The following is a 19,628-nucleotide window of genomic DNA, read 5'->3' as shown; positions in this document are numbered from 1 at the left end:
TTTCCCTTTTGTTTTTCTCTCGGAATTGTAATTGTAAACTTACCATCATGAGAAGAAAGACAATTTGCTTTGATAGATAAAAATTCAGCAGGTCGTAATGGGATAATTTTTGTTATTCTCCACCACAATAAGACAGGCATATATTTTTTCTTTTCGTATGAGTCACAGTTACTCATAAAACCAAGTAATATATCATCAAACTTTATTATGCTTTCATAATTCGGTAATGTTCTAATTCTCCGCTCTGGCAGAGATATAGACCTAAACATTCTCTCATAATCCCTGTTCCAGTGATTTGAGTAAAAATCAGCAAACATTAGATTACTTACTATTAATTGTTCCTTTTTTCTATGGGAAGTCACCATTAATAAATCTTCATATTGCTTCCGAAAGCTTGGTTTAAATCCCAGGCTATCTAAAAAAGCTTGTCTAATGTTTATTTGAAGTGATTTCAGATAAGAAAGAGAGTGGCCAGTATTAATTAATTGTACGATATAACATTTTAAAGCTAAGTTGAACTCCTTATGAAGTTCTAAATCAAATTTGAACGTAACAAACTCCTTACTCTGACCTGGATGATTATACATGATCCATGTTGTCTCAAAAAATTCTCCCGACTTCACTATATTTTGATTTTTAAGTTTTTGGTATATACCCTCATAGGTAGGAACATCTTCAGTCTTAAAACCATAACTCTTGTTATTAAAAGAGATCTTCTCATTCGGAGTTTCCTGTAGCGTATGCACTCTTTCTAATTTATGCATCTATTGTTATCCCTTCCTTGGTAAAAAGATCATATCATTTATCCCCTCTAATTTGCTTTGCAGTGGCTTCAATGGAATGAAACTTTCCACATATTCTTTGTTAAATGACTTTATAGCTTGGCTTATTAAGTTAAGTAGTTTATATAGTATATGAGTCTTTCTAATTCGTTCATAAATATCATGTTCTTTTAGTTCTTGAATCTGACTAATAATCTCATCTAAATCCATTCTTAACGAGGTCAGTAAATGGGTTCTTGGTATTATATATGGACATGCTTTACAGTTACCTGTGGGATTCTTACAATTTTCACTGTAGAAGCATTGTGAATTCTCTTCTTTCGATGGCATAGAACCCTTATATATGCTGTAAAGACGATTTTTTAATTCATCATCTGGTAACAGCGCAATTTCCATTGATACTGATTGATTTTTATTTTGGTGCTCTAAAAAATATGCTGATATTTCTTCTATCCTGGAGGGAGAATATAGTTCTTGGTACGATTCAATAATAGTAGTCTTCTCCTGTGAGGTTAGCTCAATATCCTTCTTATTAATAACAATTTCAACTAAGGAATTGTATAGCCAACCAAAATGACCTCGTCTAAAAAGGTTGTATGATGTATCATCTAAATACTCGTCTTCATTTGTATTCATCACGTATTGACTTATAGTATCCTGACTCATATGCCTTCTCAATCTTTGGGCAAGAAGGTGAGCTACATCCCCATTATTAGGCCCTCTTGTTATACTGTGAAAAAAATACGTCATCAGGCTCCTGTTTGCAACCCTACTTGAAAAAGGTCTCAAAGTATCATCTGCTTTAAGAAAATTTTTGATATAAAGCGAAATTGAACTGTTTTTTTGTTGCAATAAGGGAAGTAGAAATTTACCATCATAGTTTTGTTTTCTTCTGTGTGACTCAATTGCAAGCAATATAGTGGAAGCAGTTTGAATAGCATCGATATTAACTAAGAATTTATTTAAGACATTCTTTTTATTACTTACAAAACGTTCCCATTGCTCCGACACAATATTTGTAATTACTTGGGCATCTGTGAATGTAATTCCATCAGTATATATTGAATTTATATATTCTTGTGGAACATTAGAAAAATCTACACGTGGGAAATTTATAATATCAGAGCTTCTCCAAGCATTAGTCATGTGCATGAACACATAAAACCAAGTTTCAGCGTATCCTGGTTCGGATAAAGCCTTATTTTTATGAAGGTTAATATTATTTACATACAAATAAATTTTTTTAAAGTCTGATTTTGAATAGATCTCTTTATTCGTATGGGTATTGATTTTAGAAGTGTAATTGTACTTGTTTTGAAATTTGCATTGGCTCGATTTCGATGACAATGTAAATTTCAGAAAGCCTATTAACTGTTTTCTCAATTTGGTTGTCGATGCAATTAGATCCATGACTTCCGTATCTGTATGTTCCTGTATTTCCTTATTAAGTCGTAAAGACAAATTAATCAGCATATTGCAATACGAATTTATCAGTAGATGTTTTTTTCTCATTCTCGTATTACTAATTAAATGTTTAAGATATGATCGAAAAATATTTATTGTTTCTGGAATCAGATCTGCATTCTTGACCTTTCGTAAATAGAAGTACAGCCTTTCTTCAAAAGTTGCTTCTATACCAAGCATTTCTTTGATTAATTCAGAACGAGTGGAATGAACCTCGTCTCTGCCTATATACTTTGTTAATTTGAAGGTAATTACGTCTTTAAATAAACCTTCTCTCAAACGAGCATGAATTGTATTTAGATGCACACCATAATAATTTGCTACTTCTTGTACTTTATAGTAATTAGCATTAAGGCCATTTTTTTTGAGTTCCTCGAAGGACCTTATATCATGATTAGGTATCTTCCATTGAGAACTATAAAAGGTTGCTTTTATAGCGTTAGGAAAGTCTCCATTAGCTATGTATTTATAAATAGTCTCAACGTGTACACCTAAGTATGAAGCCGTTTCCTCTGATGTCTTATAGTCTTTAATATCTAAGTATGCCCTGTTTTGCTCCAACAGATCATTTATCTCAGCCTTGGTTATGAAATATTGATTATTGACTACTTGTAGGGTTTTAAAAAAACCCTAAACCCTTTTTTACATAATATCTATATAAATTACTGTTACTAAAACCAAGAATTTCGCTTACCTCCTTAATACTATACAGATCACCCAGAAGCTTCAGTTGCTTTTTATAATTCAAGAGATCATTCTTAGAAATCATAATTTTCCGACCAGATAATAAAGTATCTGCAAATGTTCTTCTACTGTATAAATACCTTACTCTATTAGTTGTAACACCTAAAAATTCTGATGCTTCCTGAAGATTGAAGTATTTCATTTTCTTTTCCCCCGTTAGTTTAAAAAATCACCTTTGTACAGGAGTTCTAATTCGTGTTGAAGTTTTGCCATTATCCTTTTTGTATCTGCTAAGTAAGGTAGAGAAGAATTCAAACTGCTGTCTCCTCGTGTCACCGCAACCTCTAAGATGTTATCTGTATATTCAGCCATTAAATTAGAAAACACTCCTCTCCCAATGTGGGTAGACCATTTCATAGCTTCTAAATAATGTCCATAAGCAGAGACACGAACATCATCATACCTTTTTAGTTTACTTACAAATACCTTCTGTAATTTTTGAAACGCCTTTCTATAACTATCTCCAGACATTGGATTCCCATCTCGATTCAAGAACAAAGCATCTGTATGTATGTTTTTATATCTTTCGATATGGTTCATATAAAGCTTTTTCAGTAACGATCTATATGGAAAAATGGGTTGATTTCTATTCTTTTTAACTTCTCCTGCTCCAGATGTTGTTATTAAGTCAGTTCTTAAATATGTATCATCTATCTTTAAAATCTGGCCGAACTCTCCATATGCACCTATATTTCTGATATTTGATTTTGCAACATTAACCACTTCACCCATCCGTAATCCACCAAATATCTGATAATAGACACCTAATGCAATAGGGTTGACTTCATAAAATGCTGTCTCTATAAATGGAATTATCAGTTCTGTTTTGAAATCATGAATTCTTTCACCAAATGAATTCTGGTTATATATCAGATTAGCAAATTGTTTTTCCTTCATTTTTAAAACTTGCTTCTCCTCTATATACCTAAGAATATTCTGTTCGGAAAGAAACAGGTAAAAGCTATAAAGAGTATTCTCATAGCCTTTTACTGTAGATTTTTGGTTTCCCTTTTTCGTTAGGTAAAATAAGAACTCCGTAGCACATTCTAATGTGATTTCCTCTAATTCTTTTAGAGGACGATCCTTATCAAAAAATAAAAAATTTAAAAAGGATACAATCCTGAATGATGCCACAGACATTGAGTTGTATGACTTGTTTCGATAGTTTTCAACTATAAACTGATTCAAAGGGTGAATGGCTTCCTTACCGTTATTCATATTTTTAAGCATAATAATGGCATGTTTCTTCATAACTGTCCCCCTCTTTAGATCCGTGTACAATTCAATTGTTGTGCTCCTAACCACAAATCTCAAATCATACTTTTTATCAGATAAAGCTACTACTCTGCCCACAATCATTCCCCATTCATGTCGAATTATGTACATATATATTTCGATAAAAAAAAGATAAACCCTTTAATTAAAAGGATTTATCAGCAAATATTGTACATTTATTATTTTTGTACAGTTTTATCTACATAATTGATTCCATGTGGATGACGCGGGGAGTTGGTCAAAATATCCTTCACCGTTCCTCGCGTCAGCTTCCCCGTAGGCTGATCCTTTTTAAGCACAATATCCACCTGAAGACCAGCGCGAATATCCGATCGATTCTGTCCATTCATTGTGGCTATTCCTCCTTCGTGTTTACATTATTATCTTATGATGATATTCAACCACTCAGCCCCATCGTAATCACCAGTAATATCGGTCGTCCCGGCGGCTGTTCCCCATCCAAATCACGCACATCGTGGATATATAGCTAACGAGTAAAATAACGAATACCATCCCGCTAAACTCCACAAAATGAGTGCGTTGCAAGGAATCCGCCCATATGGAGGATACTTGTATGTACAACTGGGACGGTGCAGAAACAATATCCCATGTGTTTCCTCGAAAGAAACGGCCAATATAAATCCCCAGGCTACTTAGCAGGAGTACCGCCAGCATAAACAACCAGCTGACAATCCCGCCCCGTGCACGCTGTACCAACTGTCGTACGGATTCGAGCGATACAAACCCCATTGTAAGACCAAGGACAGCTACCAGCAGCATCCCTAATGTATGATTCCAAAAGTACGGATTGCCCCAAAAATGATGCTCACCTAGAAATGGATACCTAGCAAATACATGCAGCAAATCTGTGATCAAATAAGGTGTATTGGGATAAAAGAAAAGCCAACCTGCCCCTATGACCCAGAGCAAAAATGTCCTCGTTCCCCGTCTCCAAGAGCAATGAATGACATCAAGCAGAAGCGTCAGCAGCATAGGAATCCAGGCCAGCATCATATTCCACCAAATAAAAAAATAAGGGCGGTCCCCTGAGGGCAGTCTCACGTTAATGATCCACAAAGTACTGATTACGGAGCATACGGCCAGTGCCAAAAAAATGTAAAGTTTAACTGGGTAATTTAGCGATCTTAAACGGGCATACATCTGTTTCTTTTCCTCCTTGTAACTGTTCAGCCTTCCTGACGTTCCAATTTACACCTATTCTGGACAGTGTACACCACAATGGCCTCAAGCTCAATGGAAGCGCTCCACTCTGCATAACATGACGATTAAAAAAGCATCTGTTCTCCCGGAATTGACCTCGTATCCCCGGAATACAGATGCTTACTAAATTTCAGACTTCACTTACAGGTAGGCGACATACGAATGCAGACTGTCTGATCAGACAGAACCATCCATTAGACTAAATCGTAGGCAGCATTTCCCGGGTAATGTCGCAATCCAGCTTCCCCCTGCTGAAACACTTCTCACCGATTTCCTTACAACTTTCTACCGATCGTATGTTTTTTGAATATTTCAGCCAGTTGAAAAGGATTTTCATTGTCCATCATCTGCTTCAACGTGGATAAGGTTCTACTGTTCTCTAACCTTGTACCCAATTGACCAATGATTGTACCGTCAATGTACCTGGCGCAGCTGCCTCAAACGTGGTGGAGCCGTTACGCAAGGCCAGAAACTCCACGGTTTTGGGAACACCAGGGGCCAGGTCCAGATGGTTGTCACTGAAAATTCCTTCCTGCTCTGCGCTCAGCCACACATGTCTGGCAAGTACATCCGAACAAAGCGTAAACCTGCTGCCCCCACTTCCCTGTATCTCTGTCACTTCAATTTTCGCCTGTGGTAAATCCATCTCTTTCGTGGCTGCAAAATAAATTTCACTGGCGGCCACCTGTTCATCGTTCTGTATCAGACGTGCGACCATCATGTGCTCCTTACGGTCCAAACCATTCAGCCATTTATCGGCAGGCAGTACATGTACGATCCCCGCGCCGCCAGCTTGCTGTTCTACCTTAACGTTCTCTTCACGGATAGCCTGACTGCTACGGATATGCAAAAGCGTCAGATGCAGCGTACCTGCTATCGGCTCTAGCGTATCGTTAACCAGATGCAGCTCCTTACTTCCCTGTTCTGTATCCACTGCACTCAACAGCACATCAGCAAAACTACGTTTTGCAGTATATTGAAACGCCTTCCAACGACCAAAATAGTCCATGCTCGACCAGGAGGCAACGGGCCAGCAGTCATTCATTTGCCAGTATAATGTCCCCATGCAATAGGGCTTGTGGCGACGATGGGCCTCAATGGCCATTTTCATTGCCTCTGCCTGTAAAACCTGGCTCATGAGCAGAAAACATGGAAAATCCTTGGGTTGCCGCATGTACCGTTCCATGTATTCTTGAATCAGGCGATTGCCCGAACTGTTCTTCTGATGTGCCAGCATCACCGCAGACTCCAGTTCCAAATCCCTCTCTTCCGCATAAGCGCGAACAGACCTGTATTCAGGAAAGGACTGAAAGCCATACTCACTCATAAAACGGCCCACATGTATGTGATAATTTTCAAACGGCTCAGATGCATGCCATACTCCCCAATAATGGATGTCTCCCGCTGTGGAGGACGGATGAGCATGCTGGTTTCGATCTCCGGTCAGATCAATTAGCGGTGAGGAGGGCCAATATGCCGTCTGCGGAGCCCAGGCATTTACCGCCTCCGGTAAAATCCGGTGGAAGAGGGTTTCATAATCTTCCCATAGACGCTCCCGTTGCTCAGGCGTGTAGGCCTTTTTCCAGCCCCAGCCCGCATTCTCTTCATAATGCGCCCATGCGGAATCAATCTCATTATTACCGCACCATAACGCAATGCAAGGATGACGGCGTAATCGCTTGATGTTATCTTCGGCTTCCTGGGCTACATTGTCCAAAAAAGCCTGGTCCCCCGGATACATGCTGCATGCGAACATAAAATCTTGCCACACGAGCAGGCCGTATTCATCACAAAGGTCATAAAATACGTCTTCTTCATAAATACCACCACCCCACACCCGCAACATATTCATATGTGAGGCGGCCGCACTGGCAATTTCATGCCGATATCGCTCCAACGTAACTTCGGCAGCAAAGCTGTCATTTGGAATATGGTTCGCTCCCTTTGCAAATACAGGGATTCCATTCAACTCAAAATAGAAGCTCTCCCCTGCCGTATCCCGCTCACGTATTAGGCGAATCGATCGCAGCCCCGTTTTCACTGATTTTTCCGCAATTACAGCTCCCTGTGCTTGCTCCTTCAATTTAGCTGCAAACCTATACTGATGCGGGTCCCCCAGTCCACGGCACCACCACAGCTTCGGCTCCTTCATCACTAGCCCCAGCTCCACTGTTTGCTTTCCCTTCCGCAGACGAACGGGTTTGGACCACACCCTGCCGTCAGCAGAAATACACAACTCGGCATCTCTAACCTCAGCTGCATTTTCAATCTCTACCACTGCCGTGAGTTCAGCCCTCTCGGTACCCACTTTATCCTGTCGAATAAATAAATCTCTCACGTTCAGACCAGACCAAGCTTCAATCCGAACTTCTCTCCATATGCCGCTCGTCACCAGCCGTGGTCCCCAATCCCAACCATAGTGATAGGGAGCCTTACGAGCGAAAACGCTTACCTTTTTATCAGACAAACCACCTATTTCGGACTGATCATTCGGTGCGGGAAGTCCATAGCCCAACCTTTCCAGCTTGGGTACATCTTCAGTAATCGGAGAACGAAAACGGATTTCAAGTCGATTTTTCCCTTGCTGAACAAATGCCTTTACATCCTGTCTCCAAATCCGAAACATATTATCGGCCGACAAGACAGCCTGATCATTCACTTTCACATCTGCGTATGTGTCCAAACCTTCCAGCACCAATTCAACACACTGACATTGGAACTGATTGGCATCTATCTCAAAATAGGCTGCGTATATCCAATCCTGCTTGTCAATCCACTGTACCTCCATCTCGTTCATACCGATAAAAGGATCAGGAATTTTGCCATGTCGCAAAAGATCAGTATGCACACAGCCCGGGACTTTCGCACTGAGCCACTCATCACTTTGTGCTGCCCTAAACCTCCAGCCATCCAATCCTATCACATTAATCATCGTCGCAAGCCTCCCTATAAGGATGATTGGGAACATCTGGATCATTCATTAACATAACAAAAAAATAACATCAAGCTAACAAATTAGTCAATTGTTTTTTTTGGCAATCGATGAAATGCAAAATAAAAGTCGCCCTCTACCCCTAAACAGGTTAAAAGCGACTATCTTCGTCTTCACTGCGGATCGAATTTATCCACGTATCCAGACATCAACTATATTTAATTGTGCTAAAGGAACGATCACGATCATCATTTTCCCGGCTGATCCGTGGCGCGTGAACTTCCCGTACGAGTAGATCCGCGTGCAGCAGCTTTTTTTCCACAGGCGAGCGTGGATTCATGATGCGCCATAATAACTGGTCCACCGCTCGCATCCCCAACAGTTCCTTATCCACTCTCACCGTGGCATAAATTGGCATCTGATCATTCGTATCGTCAAACCCGGTCACCCCGCACCGCTTCGGAACGTCAATCCCTTTTTCTTTTAGTACTTCCACGACTTGCGAAGCAGTCACATCGTTAGCACAAACAAAAACCTCTGGCAGCTCATCCTCAGGCAACTTGTCCATTTCCTCAGCAAGCGCCTGCGCTCCCCCATAAATAAGAGCTTTGTTTTGCCGTAATTCTACTCCGCTCATTTCCAGTGCAGACCGAAAAGCTTCCCAACGTTCATAGAAACTGTGAGCGTCGTCTACATGACCCACAAATTGAAAGTGGACATACCCCTTGCATAGCAAATCCTTCATTAATTCATTCATGCATGTGCGATTATCCGTAAACACCGCATCACTTAAAAATGCAGAGTCCCAATGATCCACCATGACGACCGGAATCCCCATTCGATAAATGTTCAGTAATAATGTAGTTGAAATTGTTCCTACAGTGATAATCCCTTTAATGGCCTCCGGATTCAGCAAAGAAAACATATCGTCTGTTGAAGGCTCTGTTAACGTAATCATATCCAATCCTTTACGGTTCAGACGCTCGGAGATTCCTTCAAATACAGGTCCCCAGTACCTGGACTCCCGGTTCTGGTGCCGGATATTCGGAAATAACACCAACACAGTGCCTGACCATTCTCTGGCATCCGTGTCCCGAGGCTCTACCCCAGTCATTTTGGGATGACTGCGAAAATAACCCATCTGGGCGGCCAGCTTAACCAGCAATGCCCTCGTCTCTTCACTTACACCGGGTTTGCCTGACAATGCACGCGAAACAGCGAACTTTGAAACACCCGCCGCATCCGCAATTTCCTGCAATGTTACTTTTCCACGCATCTCCTCACCCAACCCTATTCGAAATCTTTTTCTACCTTAGTCTTCTAAATATTCAGGTATGCCTATAAACTGGTACCATCGTAGCATACTTTGTTTTAGATCATCAAACGATGGATTTGCACAAATCCGCACCTTTTATTTAAATATGTTTGCTTAATAGAAAACAAAACACATAACAAACCAGCATAAATGACTTGACGTAAGGTTATTTATTTCCTACAATTTACTATTGAAAGCACTTACATTGTGTAAATCATACTTATTAAGGGGGATTTGCAGATGTTCACGAACAGGTCGGTACGACAAAGCTCCATTCTGCTTCTGGCTTTGTTGCTGCTCGTTACAACGGGCTGCGCGAATGGAACAGGTGGTACGGCAGAAAAGGAAGACCCCAACGACACCAGTCCCATTACATTTACGTTCTTTGGCGGTGACGCAAGCTCCAACTGGAACAACATGAAGGACGCTGTCGGGCAGGAAATTACCAAGAAAACAGGTGTTACTCTAAATGCCGAGCATGCTGTCAATGGTCGAGGCGAGGAAAAGTTTGCTTTAATGGCTGCTAGCGGAGAGTACCCTGACCTCGTGTACCCCAAAGGAGACATCGGAAAACTGGTCGATGCCGGCGCACTCATTGACTTAACCGACCTGATTGATAAATACGGTCCTAATATTAAGAAAGTGTATGGAGATTATTTTAACCGTATTAAATATAGTAATGAAGATCCCGCCATTTATACCATCCCGACCAATTTGGGCGTAGATCACATCGCGTTTGATGCACAAGCCGGCTTCGAAATCCAGCATCAGGCCCTTAAGAAGCTCGGTTACCCCAAAATTCGCACCGTTCAAGATTTTGAAAAAGCACTTAAAGAGTATGTAGTCAAATATCCTACTACCAATGGCCAGCCTACCATTCCCTTATCACTCGACGCCGAGGACTGGAAAATGCAAATTACTGTGACAAACCCGGCAGTTACGGCTACAGGCGGACCAGACGATGGAGAATACTATATTGATCCTAAAACACACAAAGCCATTCTTCACTACAAACGCCCGGAAGAACGGGAGTATTTCCGTTGGTTAAACCATATGTACAATGAAGGGCTCTTGGATAAGGACACTTTTGTACAAAAAAGTGATCAGTACAAATCCAAAATCGCCGCAGGACGTGTCATCGGATTGATTGATCAGAAATGGAACTACCAGGATGCCGAAAATGCGCTCAAGGCAGCAGGCAAGGATGAATACACTTATGCTCACTTTCCGGTCACTTTAAATGAGCAATACGAAGATCATTCTCTCCAGCCCATTGGTTTTGATACTGCGTCCGGGATTGGCATTACAACTTCATGCAAAAATCCAGTGCGAGCTATCAAGTTTCTTGACTTTCTGGCCTCGGACGAAGGACAAATTTTACGTAATTGGGGAATTGAAGGACAACATTACAATGTAGAGAACGGCAAACGAGTCATTCCTGCAGCTGTGCAAGAACGTAAAAACAAGGATAATGCTTCTTTTAGCAGAGAATCCGGTATCGGTTTGTATTGGATATGGGGACCACATTACGGCGATAGCGTAAAGGACCCAACTGGCAACTACTATACAACCAATTATCCAGAGATGATTACCGAAAATTATAGCAAAGCGGAAAAAGAGTCCCTTCAGGCATATAATGCCCGGACATGGAAAGACCTGTTCCCAAATGAAAAGGATTTTCCAGTAAAAGAGTGGGGAGCTGCCTACAACATGCCTGTTCCGACCACTACGAACTACAATGTGATTTATCAGAAGTCACAGGACATTGTGCGCAAACGGATTCCTGAGGCCGTACTCGCCAAACCAGATCAATTCGATGCTGTGTATGATCGCATGCTCCAAGAACTGGATCAGGCGGGTGTACCGAAGGCTGAAGAAATCTTCACTGGCTTGATCCAAAATCGGTTGAAGCTATGGTACGGGGAGAAGTAGAAATCGATTGCTACTAAAAATAGATAAGGGCTGACAGCCAGAACCTGTTCAGCCCCTTTTCCATTAAATATTCTGCTTTGTCGCCTTTTCTTTCCAGCTATTATTTTTCCTAGATACCCGGTGGACATAAAGCAATAAAAAGATTGGAATCAATGCAATCCCGCCACACAGCACCCAAGATAGCTGAATAGGTGTTTGATCTGAAGCCAGATGGGTAAAATTACGGCTTACGATGCCTGTCACGATTAAACCTATGCACATGCCTAGTTGGGAAATGGCAGAATCCAGAGATAGCAAAGTTGAACGATACTCATTAGATATTCTTTTGTTCAGAAATATTTGTTTGGCAACCGGGTACATCCCTCGCCCAATTTCATAAATTAAAAAGGTAAGCAGTACAGGATAAAAGGTGTTGAAAGCACCCGCTAAGATGAGCCAGATCCCAATCATTCTGCAAGCATATATAAGTATATGTACATCACTATAACGTGCGCTTAGCTTTCGAACCAGATAACTTCCTAAAGTCATACATAGTGAATAGCCTGCCTTAATCAGCCCCATAATCCAAATCCCTTGTTCAGAAAGACCAACCAGACGTGGCTGTTGAAAGGTATTCCCCGCCGAATTCGAAAAGCTGATAAATAAACCAATGATAAACACAATCCAGATCGACTTATTTTCAAAACCGATACGGACACTTTCTCCGATAATCGTTTTAATACGAGTAGCAGATGTTTTTCGATGGGTAATATTCTTCTCTTTCATATAAAAGCACCATAGAAAAATACACAGGATAATAGATACAATGCTGGCCACCCAGGGAAGTGAATAGTTAAAAGTTGCGAGAAAGGCCCCCAACAGACCGCAAATAAATCCCGAAATATACTGTATACTATTAGAGGTTGTAAAAAGAACTTCCATCGGCTTATCGCTGTTTTCCACAACCCATGATTCCAATGAACCTGATTGTAAGCATATTGCCAGCCCCCCAAAGACTTGCGCGAACATAAGCAGCCATATGTGGTCTGTCCAAACGAACAAAACACTGTAGACTAGAAAACAACAAAGCCCCAGAACAACAGAAATTTTTCTTCCATACTTGTCTGCAATAGCTCCTGTCGGTATTTCAAACAAAAAAATACTTACAAAAAATACAACTAGCAAGAAATTCGCACTTTGCAGAGAAAGTCCTTTAGCTAATAGAAATAGGATGAGCGTAGTCCCCGTGATTTCACTCATAAAAAATTGAAGAAAACTGACAGAGTAAAATAGCTTATGCGTACTCACTTTCAGGATTCCTTCGCTTGCTCTACAGCCTCATATTCACTTCGCAACATCCCCATCTGAATGATGTCATAGTACTGTCCTTCCCTGAATAGCTTTTCCCGTAGCCGCCCTTCCTCCTTAAAGCCACATGCCAGATAACAACGATGTGCACGTTTATTGAACGAATACACCTCCAGTTCCAGCCGATGCAGGTTCAGCGCATGAAACGCAAACTTTTGTATCAGCCGGATCGCTTCCCGCCCATAGCCCTTGCCGAGGTCACTGTCGCGTCCGATCACAATCCCAAACGTGGCGTGGCGATTCATCCAGTTGATTTTGAATAAATCAAGTTGTCCAATATAGTCCAATGTGTCTTTATGTGCAATAACAAAACCCTTGATTTCAGAGTTGCCGTCAATCATCATCTGTACAAACGATTCACTATTAGCCTGTGAATGCGGATAGATAAATACGTCGCTTAAACCATGTGTGATTGCCGGGTCATTAACCCATCTTCGGATATCAGGTATATCCTCCTGACGGTACTCTCTTAATACAATTCGTGCTCCAATGATATGTGGCATCGTCAGCTTCCTCCCTAATATGTATTTTCAAGTAGTACACTACCTTTCCGGTCAACCTTACGCTTCCACAACTCTGACAAACTCCAAAAATTGTGTCCCTTTATAATGAACCTCCCCGCGATCCCCGCTCACAATCATCCCGAAGTCCGTACCCTTTACCTTCAGCTCCTTACGTTCACCTCCTTCAAACTCAAAGGTGATATAGTAGTTAGCAATAAATCCAAGCACGATAAAAAAGATCATATTAAACGATTGAAATTCCATAAAAAAACTACTTCCCATCTACTTCATCCTTTCTACAGTAAAATGTAAATTTTCCAATCTATTGCCCATTGACAAATGGTACATCCTCAGCCTCAAAAACTCCAATACTTTTTTAACATACTTACGAAAAAAAAGTTCTTTCGCTCTTTTCCGCACCCTGCTTGGACTTACACCGAATCTGGGTCCTCTGAGCCTCTCTAGACCGATTGACAAAACTATATATAGATATAAAATAGAAAATGTACTCTAAATATAGTGTAAAAAACGTATTTATGCCCGATATCTTGAAGATACAGGTATGAAAATACATGTAAATATAGAGTCAGAAATCTTAAATGGCGCAGCCAGCAAGGGATTACAGGTATGATGGGTCTCTTGGCAATGCCGTTTTCTTTTTTTCGTTAATTGTTAAGGAGGTTGCACACCATGCTGATTGCTTATGATTCCAAGACTGGCAATGTAAAAAGATTTATAAACAAGCTCAAGCTTCCGGCGGTTCAGATTGAGGAGCAAATGACTATAGAAGAACCTTACGTACTCATTACATATACTACCGGGTTTGGGCAGATACCTGAGAAGGTATCTTCCTTTTTGAAAAAAAATGCACAAAACCTTGTTGGTGTAGCTGCAAGCGGCAACCGTAACTGGGGTGAGAAATTTGCCAAAAGTGCGGATTTGATTGCCGACCATTATAATGTCCCGGTGATTAGCAAATTTGAATTATCTGGAACGTTCGGAGATGTAGAGCGTTTTAAGCAGGAGGTGAGCCGAGTTGCGGCATATTGAATTGAACAACATGTTGATGAAACGCGATACAGACGGCTTTTTCCAATTGGAAAAGGACCAAGAGGCTGTAGCAGAATTTATGAAGGAAGTTCAGGAACGGAGCTTGAAGTTTGCTGACACAGCTGCTCAAGTACTGTATATGATTGAGAATGATTATTACGAAAATTTCTATAACAGCTATACGGCTGATGAAATTAATGATATTTTCCATATCACTCATAGCTATAATTTTAAATTTCCTTCCTATATGGCAGCATCCAAGTTCTATACTGACTATGCAATGAAGAGTAATGACCGTAAAGTCTATCTGGAGCACTATCCTGACCGGGTGGCTGCTGTCGCCCTGCATTTGGGACGCGGCAATGCAGATACGGCACGCCTATTGGCCCGTTCGATGATGGAGCAACGTCTCCAGCCAGCAACACCAACCTTCCTGAACGCAGGCAAAAGCCGCCGGGGAGAATTGGTATCCTGCTTCCTGCTTGAAATGGACGACTCTCTGAACTCGATCAACTATGTACTGAACACTTGCATGCAATTATCCAAAATCGGCGGCGGTGTGGCGGTTAACCTGTCGAAGCTGCGGTCACGCGGCGAAGCGATTAAAGGTGTAGAAGGGGCAGCCAAAGGCATTATGCCTGTGCTCAAGCTGATGGAAGACGGCTTCTCCTATGCGGACCAAATGGGGCAACGCAAAGGCTCTGGCGCAGCCTATTACAATATTTTTGGATGGGACGTGCTGGAGTTCCTGGATAGTAAAAAAATCAATGCTGACGAAAGAGTACGCCTCAAGACACTGTCGATCGGATTGCTGGTGCCGAACCGCTTTTACAAGCTGGCTCAGGATAACGAACCGCTGCATGTATTTGCTCCTTATAGTGTGTTCAAAGCTTATGGAACGCATTTGGACGACATGGACTTGGATGTAATGTACGACACGCTGCTCGCCGACGATCGAGTGAAGAAAAAAGTAGCGATGAGCGCACGTGATATGCTGACGAAAATTGCCATGATTCAGTTGGAATCTGGTTATCCATATATTATGAATAAGAGTAACGCAAATCAGGCGCATGCTCTTAAAAACGTGGGCCAAATCAAAATGTCAAACCTGTGCACGGAAATCTTCCAGCTACAGGAAACTTCTGAGATTGCCGATTATGGACAACAGGATATTATTCGCCGGGATGTAAGCTGTAATCTGGCTTCCCTGAACATTGTAAATGTGATGGAGCACGGCAAAATCCGCGAGTCCGTTCACGAGGGTATGATTGCTCTCACTTCGGTCAGCGATATGACCCAAGTGGCTAATGCACCAGGTGTTGCGAAAGCGAACCGTGAAATGCATTCCGTGGGTCTGGGTGTCATGAATCTGCACGGCTACCTTGCCAAGAATAAAATTGCATATGAAAGCAATGAAGCGAAGGATTTTGTCCGTACCTTCTTCATGACGATGAACTATCATTCCATCGAAAAGAGTATGGAAATCGCAAAAGCAGCCGGACAAAGCTTTTATGGATTTGAGGAATCGGATTATGCGACAGGTGCATATTTTGACCGATATCTGAACACCGATTATCGTCCAACAACGGCACGTGTGCAAGAACTGTTCAAGGATATTTATATTCCGACTCCAGCGGACTGGGACAAACTAAAAGCAGACGTCATGAAGAACGGTCTGTACCACGCCTACCGTATGGCGATTGCTCCCACTGCCAGCATTTCGTACATTCAAAATGCAACATCCAGCGTTATGCCAATTGTCGAGCAGATTGAAACTCGCACCTATGCGAACTCGACAACTTATTACCCAATGCCGTATTTGCAAAAGGATAATGTATTCTTCTACAAATCCGCTTATCAAATGGACCAATTCAAAGTACTTGATCTGATTGCTGAAATCCAGCCTCACGTGGACCAAGGAATTTCGACTGTACTTCATGTGAACAGTGACGTGACTACGCGTCAGTTAGCCCGTTGCTATCTGTATGCTGCACATAAAGGACTCAAATCGTTATACTACACACGTACCAAAAAACTGTCTGTGGAAGAGTGCCTCACTTGCTCCATCTAATGCATACATGGTAACAAGCTATACAATAAATTAGATTTTGAATAGATATGGATGTTTGGCATTAGAAGCTGTATCCAGCGTGTGGTTCATACCTTTATAGGATTGGACAAGGCCCTCGCGGATACAGCTTCCGTATGTCAAGCAGACGATGACTCTCTGTTAACCTCCTATATGGTTTCCAGGGAATCTCGCAAGCTGAAGGGAGAATGCTAACAATGACAGGTATACAAGCCGTAAACTGGAACCGCTCGGACGATGATTTCACCCTGATGTTCTGGAATCAGAATATTATGCAATTTTGGACGGATGATGAAATTCCGCTGTCTGACGATAAAATGTCCTGGGTAACCCTCAGTGATATCGAAAAAGAAGCCTACATGAAGGTGCTAGGCGGCCTGACCCTGCTAGACACCATTCAAGGCGGTGTGGGTATGCCGCAAATTATGGAGCATGTAGACGGACTGCAACGTAAAGCCGTATTAAGCTTTATGGCGATGATGGAGCAAATTCATGCCAAGTCGTACAGCAGCATCTTTACAACCCTAGCCTCCACAGAAGAAATTGACGGTGTATTCCGCTGGGTGGAAGAAAATCCGTATCTCCAGACCAAAGCAGAAACCATCCGTCAGTATTATATGAACATTCATACACCGAAAGACCTGTATCTCGCGATGGCTGCGTCGGTGCTATTAGAAAGCTACTTATTTTATAGCGGCTTCTTCTACCCTCTCTATCTGGCAGGTCAGGGCAAGTTGACATGCAGTGGGGAAATTATCGATCTGATCCTACGGGATGAAAGTATTCACGGCGTCTACGTAGGTGTACTGGCACAGGAAATTTATGCAGAACTGGACGAGGAAGAACAACGTGATCTCTATCAGACGCTGGTAGGCTTGCTGCGCTACTTGCACAATAACGAAGAACAGTATACCGAGCAAATTTATGCCCCTATTGGACTTGTAGACGATGTTAAAGTCTTCTTGCGCTACAACGCCAACAAGGCCATGATGAACCTGGGCTTTGATCCACTTTTTGAAGAAGAAGAAGTCAATCCCATCGTATTCAACGGTATCAGCACCCACACCAAGCAGCACGATTTCTTTTCTAAAAAAGGAAACGGTTATGTACGGGCGATGAATGTAGAGCCGCTGACAGATGATGATTTTAACTTTGGCGTATAAGTAAGGGGAATATACAAAAAACGGCCAGATCGCTAAAGCAGTGAATCCGGCCGTTTTCTATTTGTTAAGATCGAACCTCTGTGAAAATTTGAAAGGTGACACCAAACTTGTCTGTTACATTCCCATAAGCCGGACTAAAATGGGTTTCTTGCAAGGGCATTCCCACCTGTCCTCCTTGCTGTAGAGCATCAAACATTTTTTGGGATTGCTCCACACTGTCAGTTGTAATACAGATGCTCACCTGATTCCCGCTGCTAAACGGCGATCCTGGAAAGGTGTCCGAAAACATAAGCTCTGTCTCACCAACCTTAAGAGTAGCATGTCCAACACGTTCCTTGACCTCAGCGGGAATGGGAAAATCGGGGTTTTCCGGCATTTCTCCAAAGGTTTGAACAAAAAGCAGTTGGGCATCCAATGCCTTCTCATAAAATTCGATGGCTTCCTTCGCATTTCCATCCATAGTGATGTAAGGAATCAAACGTTTGGACATCTTTCACACACCCCCTTCTTTTGATGAGTTTAGTCAGCTATTTCTCTTTGTATTATATACAAAAAAATTTAAATAAAAAACAGAATATCTTTTAAGCCTTCAACCACCCGAACACCGTGCCATACTATAATTTCATCTGTCTCTGCTTTTGTCTTTCAAGCTTCGCTTGCTCAACGATCTGCCGTATGAAAGGTCCTTTGGCCTCGGTATACGCTGCACGGTCATATTGGAATTGGTGCGCCAAATCTCTTTTTAAAGCCTCATACGCTCGCAGGCTTTCAGGATGGGTTTTCAAGTAATCTCTAAACAACAGATGGTTATTCCAATGCTCACCTTGGTAATTGTAAATATGCAAATGATGAGTCCCAGCCCCCCATTCTCCACGGCGAAAGAAAGCTCGCTCTAGAAAATCAGGCTTATGTACATATTCATATTGAATACCGAGTAAACGCTCTCGCTGCTCGGATTGAATAAACGTCAAATCTTCTACTCCAACCATAATATCGATAATAGCCTTGGCTCCCAGACCAGGAACAGATGTACTCCCGATATGCTCTACGCCGAGACACACGTCCCCGAGAGCTTCCATCATTTTTGCTCGTTCTTGGGTATACTCTGCTACCCACTGCGGATTATATTCGGATATCACTACCTGTGCCGACATGAACGAACCTCCAATCGTTTTCCAAAAAAAATGCCTTCCCAGTGCGCGTGACACAACTCAGAAGGCATTCTCTTGTTCAAATTAAAAATCATTCAGTTCTTTATCCCTATCATTTGGCTTCTCAATCACGATCAGACAGGTGCTGTCTGGCAAAGGAACCGGCTGACCCTGCTCATCCATGAACTCAATACGTCTAGACAACGCTTCAGCATAGCCCTCCTGCAAATAGTGACGACTCACCCGAATGATCGCTTGTGATCCAAGTGTGTTACGAATACACTCTTCATACTGTGATGGAGTAAAATAACCAAACTGCTCCTGCACCTCATGCACATAGGCTTCCGCCCCCCATGTATAGGTATATAGGAATTCCATTGCATCATTTACCGGCAAAACAGCCTCATGCTCACCTATGCGCTCTATTTCAATGGGACGACCCGCAAAATCCTGCACATACCGCAGCAGCCATTCCATTCCGTCGGGTTCCAAAAATCGAATTCGTCTACGCTGCTCTACGGGTTCGGTCATAATACCGTCGCGAATGATAATACGCCCGCCGGGTGCAAGTATACGATAGGCGCTTCGCAGAGCAGCCTCCACTGTTTGTGGATTGAACCTTTTTCCATCTCGTTCAATGTAGGAATACAACTCGTGAAG

The 19,628-nt window shown here is 42.0% G+C and carries 16 protein-coding genes and 1 pseudogene; 4 read left to right on the top strand and 13 right to left on the bottom strand.

The features are described from left to right. The 7 genes from AC5V8P_RS11370 to AC5V8P_RS11340 form a co-directional block, all read right to left on the bottom strand. Positions 1-764: hypothetical protein (locus AC5V8P_RS11370; RefSeq protein WP_495473637.1), on the bottom strand; the 764-nt coding region annotated here is incomplete at its 3' end. 6 nt (positions 765-770) lie between these two features. Then, positions 771-2,807, bottom strand: coding sequence for a helix-turn-helix domain-containing protein (locus AC5V8P_RS11365; RefSeq protein ID WP_064796112.1), 2,037 nt, complete (start codon positions 2,805-2,807; stop codon positions 771-773). Positions 2,808-3,146: 339 nt separating this feature from the next. Next, complete coding sequence (locus AC5V8P_RS11360) at positions 3,147-4,241, bottom strand: hypothetical protein (protein ID WP_081276754.1); 1,095 nt, start codon at positions 4,239-4,241, stop codon at positions 3,147-3,149. Between the two features lie 203 nt (positions 4,242-4,444). Then, entirely contained in the window at positions 4,445-4,615 is a 171-nt protein-coding gene (locus tag AC5V8P_RS11355; RefSeq protein WP_081276755.1) for a YwbE family protein, read from the bottom strand. Positions 4,616-4,685: 70 nt separating this feature from the next. Continuing rightward, complete coding sequence (locus AC5V8P_RS11350) at positions 4,686-5,426, bottom strand: DUF1361 domain-containing protein (protein ID WP_064796115.1); 741 nt, start codon at positions 5,424-5,426, stop codon at positions 4,686-4,688. Positions 5,427-5,865: 439 nt separating this feature from the next. Beyond that, positions 5,866-8,418: a beta-mannosidase gene (locus AC5V8P_RS11345; RefSeq protein WP_064796116.1), complete on the bottom strand. Its 2,553-nt coding sequence runs from the start codon at positions 8,416-8,418 to the stop codon at positions 5,866-5,868. Positions 8,419-8,626: 208 nt separating this feature from the next. Further along, complete coding sequence (locus AC5V8P_RS11340) at positions 8,627-9,694, bottom strand: LacI family DNA-binding transcriptional regulator (RefSeq protein ID WP_064796117.1); 1,068 nt, start codon at positions 9,692-9,694, stop codon at positions 8,627-8,629. A 279-nt stretch (positions 9,695-9,973) separates the two neighbouring features. On the opposite strand from AC5V8P_RS11340, the gene AC5V8P_RS11335 reads away from it, so the two are divergent. Beyond that, positions 9,974-11,665: an ABC transporter substrate-binding protein gene (locus tag AC5V8P_RS11335; RefSeq protein ID WP_064796118.1), complete on the top strand. Its 1,692-nt coding sequence runs from the start codon at positions 9,974-9,976 to the stop codon at positions 11,663-11,665. Between the two features lie 63 nt (positions 11,666-11,728). Here AC5V8P_RS11335 and AC5V8P_RS11330 read toward each other — a convergent pair whose 3' ends face one another. From AC5V8P_RS11330 to AC5V8P_RS11320, 3 genes are read right to left on the bottom strand one after another with little or no spacing between them, the layout of a single operon-like run. Next, a complete protein-coding gene (locus AC5V8P_RS11330) occupies positions 11,729-12,952 on the bottom strand; it encodes an MFS transporter (RefSeq protein ID WP_155762526.1) in 1,224 nt (407 codons plus the stop codon). Between the two features lie 2 nt (positions 12,953-12,954). Further along, entirely contained in the window at positions 12,955-13,515 is a 561-nt protein-coding gene (locus AC5V8P_RS11325; protein WP_063209261.1) for a GNAT family N-acetyltransferase, read from the bottom strand. 57 nt (positions 13,516-13,572) lie between these two features. Then, on the bottom strand, positions 13,573-13,797 hold the full coding sequence (locus tag AC5V8P_RS11320; protein ID WP_063209259.1) for a DUF2500 family protein: 225 nt from the start codon (positions 13,795-13,797) through the stop codon (positions 13,573-13,575). 408 nt (positions 13,798-14,205) lie between these two features. On the opposite strand from AC5V8P_RS11320, the gene nrdI reads away from it, so the two are divergent. From nrdI to nrdF, 3 genes are all read left to right on the top strand, one after another. Then, on the top strand, positions 14,206-14,565 hold the full coding sequence (gene nrdI / locus AC5V8P_RS11315) for a class Ib ribonucleoside-diphosphate reductase assembly flavoprotein NrdI (RefSeq protein WP_064796119.1): 360 nt from the start codon (positions 14,206-14,208) through the stop codon (positions 14,563-14,565). Then, the gene (gene nrdE / locus AC5V8P_RS11310) at positions 14,552-16,636 is read left to right on the top strand and encodes a class 1b ribonucleoside-diphosphate reductase subunit alpha (protein ID WP_064796120.1); all 2,085 of its coding nucleotides are present in this window, start codon (positions 14,552-14,554) and stop codon (positions 16,634-16,636) included. The genes nrdI and nrdE overlap by 14 nt, the downstream gene beginning before the upstream one ends. Before the next feature lie 215 nt (positions 16,637-16,851). After that, the gene (nrdF, locus tag AC5V8P_RS11305; RefSeq protein WP_063209253.1) at positions 16,852-17,817 is read left to right on the top strand and encodes a class 1b ribonucleoside-diphosphate reductase subunit beta; all 966 of its coding nucleotides are present in this window, start codon (positions 16,852-16,854) and stop codon (positions 17,815-17,817) included. Between the two features lie 64 nt (positions 17,818-17,881). Here nrdF and AC5V8P_RS11300 read toward each other — a convergent pair whose 3' ends face one another. The 3 genes and pseudogenes from AC5V8P_RS11300 to AC5V8P_RS11290 form a co-directional block, all read right to left on the bottom strand. Further along, positions 17,882-18,307, bottom strand: a complete 426-nt coding sequence (locus AC5V8P_RS11300) for a VOC family protein (protein ID WP_064796121.1) — start codon at positions 18,305-18,307, stop codon at positions 17,882-17,884. A 124-nt stretch (positions 18,308-18,431) separates the two neighbouring features. Beyond that, positions 18,432-18,971, bottom strand: a complete 540-nt coding sequence (locus tag AC5V8P_RS11295) for a GrpB family protein (protein WP_064796122.1) — start codon at positions 18,969-18,971, stop codon at positions 18,432-18,434. A gap of 81 nt (positions 18,972-19,052) precedes the next feature. After that, positions 19,053-19,628 (bottom strand): annotated as a pseudogene (locus tag AC5V8P_RS11290) (class I SAM-dependent methyltransferase); the annotation flags it as partial.

It is taken from the genome of Paenibacillus sp. N119s (genome assembly GCF_059447605.1).
The sequence above is the reverse complement of the archived record's forward strand: the minus strand, read 5'-3'. Positions and strand labels throughout refer to the sequence as shown.

Coding starts and splice junctions, on each gene's coding strand:
- AC5V8P_RS11360 (WP_081276754.1), bottom strand. CDS start 4,241: ATGAAGAAACATGCCATTATTATGCTTAAAAATATGAATAACGGTAAG.
- AC5V8P_RS11355 (WP_081276755.1), bottom strand. CDS start 4,615: ATGAATGGACAGAATCGATCGGATATTCGCGCTGGTCTTCAGGTGGAT.
- AC5V8P_RS11350 (WP_064796115.1), bottom strand. CDS start 5,426: ATGTATGCCCGTTTAAGATCGCTAAATTACCCAGTTAAACTTTACATT.
- AC5V8P_RS11345 (WP_064796116.1), bottom strand. CDS start 8,418: ATGATTAATGTGATAGGATTGGATGGCTGGAGGTTTAGGGCAGCACAA.
- AC5V8P_RS11340 (WP_064796117.1), bottom strand. CDS start 9,694: ATGCGTGGAAAAGTAACATTGCAGGAAATTGCGGATGCGGCGGGTGTT.
- AC5V8P_RS11335 (WP_064796118.1), top strand. CDS start 9,974: ATGTTCACGAACAGGTCGGTACGACAAAGCTCCATTCTGCTTCTGGCT.
- AC5V8P_RS11325 (WP_063209261.1), bottom strand. CDS start 13,515: ATGCCACATATCATTGGAGCACGAATTGTATTAAGAGAGTACCGTCAG.
- AC5V8P_RS11320 (WP_063209259.1), bottom strand. CDS start 13,797: ATGGGAAGTAGTTTTTTTATGGAATTTCAATCGTTTAATATGATCTTT.
- nrdI (WP_064796119.1), top strand. CDS start 14,206: ATGCTGATTGCTTATGATTCCAAGACTGGCAATGTAAAAAGATTTATA.
- nrdF (WP_063209253.1), top strand. CDS start 16,852: ATGACAGGTATACAAGCCGTAAACTGGAACCGCTCGGACGATGATTTC.
- AC5V8P_RS11300 (WP_064796121.1), bottom strand. CDS start 18,307: ATGTCCAAACGTTTGATTCCTTACATCACTATGGATGGAAATGCGAAG.
- AC5V8P_RS11295 (WP_064796122.1), bottom strand. CDS start 18,971: ATGTCGGCACAGGTAGTGATATCCGAATATAATCCGCAGTGGGTAGCA.